Source organism: Achromobacter insuavis (genome assembly GCF_902859645.1).
GTDB lineage: Bacteria > Pseudomonadota > Gammaproteobacteria > Burkholderiales > Burkholderiaceae_B > Achromobacter > Achromobacter insuavis.
Window position 1 is genome coordinate 1 of the sequence record NZ_CADIJR010000161.1, and the last position, 3,741, is coordinate 3,741.

Below are 3,741 nucleotides of genomic sequence, written 5' to 3' on the forward strand. Positions count from 1 at the left end.
CACGCTGCCGGGGCGGGTGGCATCGCGCGGGCCGCGCCAGCGGGCCGGCTGGGGCGGCGCGAAGCGCAGCGCGCCCACGGGCGGTTCGGCATATGGAATGGCGCTGAAGCGGCAGGCGTCGCCGTCGCGCAGTCCGGTCAACCTGCCGGCGCGCAGGTCGGCCTGAACGGTGTCAGTCATGGTCTGGTCCCTTGTCGTCCTGGTTTCCGGCGGAGGGCATGCAGGGCCGCCATCCGCTCGGGACTATGGTAGGGACGAAAGGGGGCGGGCAGACATGCCGGTTTCGAACCGGGCCATGCGCAACCCGCATACCCCGTGCCGCGACCGGGGCTGCCGGCCGGGGCTACTTCAGGATGCGCGCATCCATGCTGTTGTCGGCCAGCGCCTGGGCCTGCGCCTGGCTCATGCCCAGGTGCTCGTACAGCGCGTGGAAGTTCTCGGTGACGTAGCCGCCGAAGTAGGCCGGGTCGTCGGAGTTGACCGTGACCTTCACGCCGGCGTCCAGCAGCGACAGGATGTTGTGCTGCGACATGTGGTCGAACACGCGCAGGCGGGTGTTCGACAGCGGACATACCGTCAGGGGGATCTGTTCGTCGATCAGGCGCGCCATCAGGCGCGGGTCCTCGGCGGCGCGCACGCCGTGGTCGATGCGCAGTACCTTCAGCAGGTCCAGCGCCTCCCAGATGTACTCGGGCGGGCCTTCCTCGCCCGCATGAGCCACGGCCGGCAGGCCTTCGGCGCGGGCGCGGTCGAAGACGCGCTGGAACAGGCGCGGCGGAAAGCCCTTTTCGCTGCTGTCCAGGCCGACGGCGATGAAGGCGTCGCGGTAGGGCAGCGCCTCTTCCAGCGTGCGCATGGCCTGCTCCTCGGGCAGGTGGCGCAGGAAGCTGAGGATCAGGCCGCTGCTGATGCCGAGCTTCTTGCGGCCGTCTTCGAGCGCCTGGCTGATGCCGTCCAGCACCACCTTGAACGGCACGCCGCGGTCGGTGTGGGTCTGCGGATCGAAAAAGGGCTCGGTGTGCACCACGTTCTGCTCGTGGCACTTGACCAGGTAGTCCCAGGTCAGGTCGTAGAAATCCTGCTCGGTGCGCAGCACGTCGGCGCCGCGGTAGTACAGGTCGAGGAATTCCTGCAGGTTGCCGTAGTTGTAGGCGGCGCGCAGGGCGTCCATGTCCGGCCATGGCAGCGCCACGCCGTTGCGGTGGGCCAGCCGGAACAGCAGCTCGGGTTCGAGCGTGCCTTCCAGGTGCAGGTGCAGTTCCGCCTTGGGCAGGGTGTTGAGCCAGTCGTACATGGGCGCTCCTAAGAAGAAGATTGGATGGCCTCGGCCAGCGTGTCGGCGAAGGCGCGGGCCTGGCGGGTGCTGGGCCGGTCGCGGCGCCAGATGGCCGCCAGCGGCGAGCGCCGCAGGGCGGGACGGGGCGCCAGTACCACCACCTCGCCGCGCGCGGCGCGCACCGCCGCGACGCTGCCGGGCAGCATCCACAGATAGGGTCCGACCGTCAGCAGTTCGCGGCCGAATTCCAGGGATAGGGCGCCGATCATATCCGGAATCGGCAGGCCTTCCCGTAACAGCAGCATTTCCAGCTCGCCGCGGATGCGGCTGCCGGGCAGCGCCGTGATCCACGGGTAGGCGACGCAATCGGCCAGCGTGACCTCGGGCCGTTCGGCCAGCGGATGGGCGGGCGCGCAGGCCAGCACCACGGCGTCTTCCAGCAGGGTGGCCGAGCGGTAGATGCGCGGATCGACCGTGGACGAGAAGCGGCTGATCAGCACGTCCAGCGCGCCGGCGTCCAGGTCCTCGATCAGGCGCTCGTGCGTGCCGATCTCCAGTGTCAGCGTGATGCGCGGATGCCGCTCGCGAAAGCGCGAGGCGGCCTGCGCCACCGGCCAGCCGGCGAACATCGAGAAGCAGCCCACCGTCAGGCTGCCCTCGTCGCCGCGCAACAGCGCCGCCAGGTCGATCTCGGCCTTGCGAAAGCCGGTCAGCAGCTGGCGCGCGTGGCGGCACATGGCCTCGCCCAGCGGCGTACAGCTGGTGCCGCGGGCGGTGCGCTCGAACAGCCGCGCGCCCACCAGTTCCTCGATCTCGGCGATGGCGCGCGACAGGCCCGACTGCGTGCTGTGCAACTGCGCCGCCGCCTTGGACAGGTTGCCCAGCTCGGCGACCGTCAGCACGATCTCCAGGTGCCGGGTGCGGAGTTTTCCTTTGAAGGGCGTCATGGCGGGCGGCAGAGTAGCGATGCGCCGATTATTCTCCGGCGCCGGGGCCTTGGCAACGCGGGTGACGGGTTTCGGTATAGTTGCTCGCCATGGAAACGGAGGGGAGCGGGCAATGACGAGGATGATGGGCGCCACCCTGGGGCTGGCCGCGCGGCGGCTGGCGGCCTTCCTGGCGTTGGCGGCGCTGGCCGGATGCGGCACGTCGACGGTGGACGGGGTCAGGGTCGAGTGGCCGCCCTTCAAGGATGGCGCGGCGCTAGTGCTGCCCTCGGATCCGGCGCAGTGCCCGGACCTGGCCGGCCGCTATCGCGCCGCCGGCGAATTGCGTGACGGCAAGGCCATGGCCGGCGCCGCCGACCTGCAACGCTTCCTGGCCGACATGCTCGGCCTGCCCGGCCTGCGCGACACCGCCGAGCGCGCCTGGCGCCCCACGGCGGCCGCCAGCGTGACCCTGGTCAGCGTCGCGGGCGGCTGGCGCGTCGAGGCCGACGACGGCCTGGGCGGCGGCAGCGCCGACCTGCTGCGGCAACGCGATGGCGCCGCCGATCCCGATGCGCCGGGCGAGAACGTGCCCGGCATCCAGCGCTTCAGCGGCTGTACCCAGGGCCGTTTCTGGATCAGCGCCCGGCGCGACTGGCACCAGTACGAATCGATGGGCATGTACCGCACCATGGCGCTGCTGCGGCCGCTGGCGGGCGGGCTGCTGGTGACCGTGCAGCGCGAGTCGCAGAGCATCGGCCTGCTGCCCTGGTATTCGTCGGATGAGGTCCGCGCGCAATACTGGTTCGCGCCGCGCTAGGAGAGCCGCCTGGACGCCGCCGCCGCCATGCCCGCGCGTTTCGTCTCCGGACCGTTGCGCGGCCATGTGCTCGAGATGGTCCTGACCGGCTGGGCCAGCATGCTGGCCGTGTTCGCCGTTGAATTCCTGACCCTGCTGTACCTGGGCACGCTGCGCGACGAGGCGGTGCTGGCGGCGGTGGGCTTCGGCTCGATGACGCTGTTCACCATCACGTCGATCTGCATCGGCGTGACCGTGGGCGGCGCGGCGCAGGTGTCGCGCGCCCTCGGCGCCGGCGATGCCTTGCGCGCGCGCCGGCTGGCGGCGGCCTCGCTGGTGCTGATGGGCGCGGCCACGCTGCTGTCGGCGGCGGTGTTTCTGCTGGCGATCGGGCCGTTCACGCGGGCGATCGGGCTGGCGCCGGACGTGCGGGCGTTGCTGCTGTCCTATGTGGCCATCACCGCGCCGTTCTCGGTGGCGATGGGCCTGGGCATGATGCTGTCCAACCTGCTGCGCGCCGCCGGTCGCGGACGCCAGTCGATGTGGGTGCTGCTGGCCGGCACCGCCACCGTGGCGGCGCTGGATCCGCTGGTGATTTTCGTGTTCGACGGCGGCATGCGCGGCGTGGCCTGGGCCGGCGGCGTCGGTCGCGTGGCGACGGTGGCGCTGGGCGCCTGGCTGGTGTTCGGGCGCTACCGGCTGGTGGCGCGGCCGGCGCGGGCCAGCCTGCGCGCCGATCT

General features: G+C 71.3%; 5 protein-coding genes. 2 read left to right on the forward strand and 3 right to left on the reverse strand.

Annotated features, from left to right (window positions below; genetic code table 11):
- The 3 genes from H0523_RS31665 to H0523_RS31675 form a co-directional block, all read right to left on the reverse strand.
- A partial coding sequence (locus H0523_RS31665) for a carboxylesterase family protein (protein WP_180180301.1) occupies positions 1-180 on the reverse strand: 180 nt, incomplete at its 3' end.
- Between the two features lie 163 nt (positions 181-343).
- The gene (locus tag H0523_RS31670) at positions 344-1,294 is read right to left on the reverse strand and encodes an adenosine deaminase (RefSeq protein WP_054435212.1); all 951 of its coding nucleotides are present in this window, start codon (positions 1,292-1,294) and stop codon (positions 344-346) included.
- 8 nt (positions 1,295-1,302) lie between these two features.
- On the reverse strand, positions 1,303-2,223 hold the full coding sequence (locus tag H0523_RS31675; protein ID WP_054435210.1) for a LysR family transcriptional regulator: 921 nt from the start codon (positions 2,221-2,223) through the stop codon (positions 1,303-1,305).
- Between the two features lie 112 nt (positions 2,224-2,335).
- On the opposite strand from H0523_RS31675, the gene H0523_RS31680 reads away from it, so the two are divergent.
- Both H0523_RS31680 and H0523_RS31685 read left to right on the forward strand, forming a co-directional pair.
- Entirely contained in the window at positions 2,336-3,022 is a 687-nt protein-coding gene (locus H0523_RS31680) for a hypothetical protein (protein WP_231689985.1), read from the forward strand.
- A 27-nt stretch (positions 3,023-3,049) separates the two neighbouring features.
- A partial coding sequence (locus H0523_RS31685) for an MATE family efflux transporter (protein ID WP_257225194.1) occupies positions 3,050-3,741 on the forward strand: 692 nt, incomplete at its 3' end.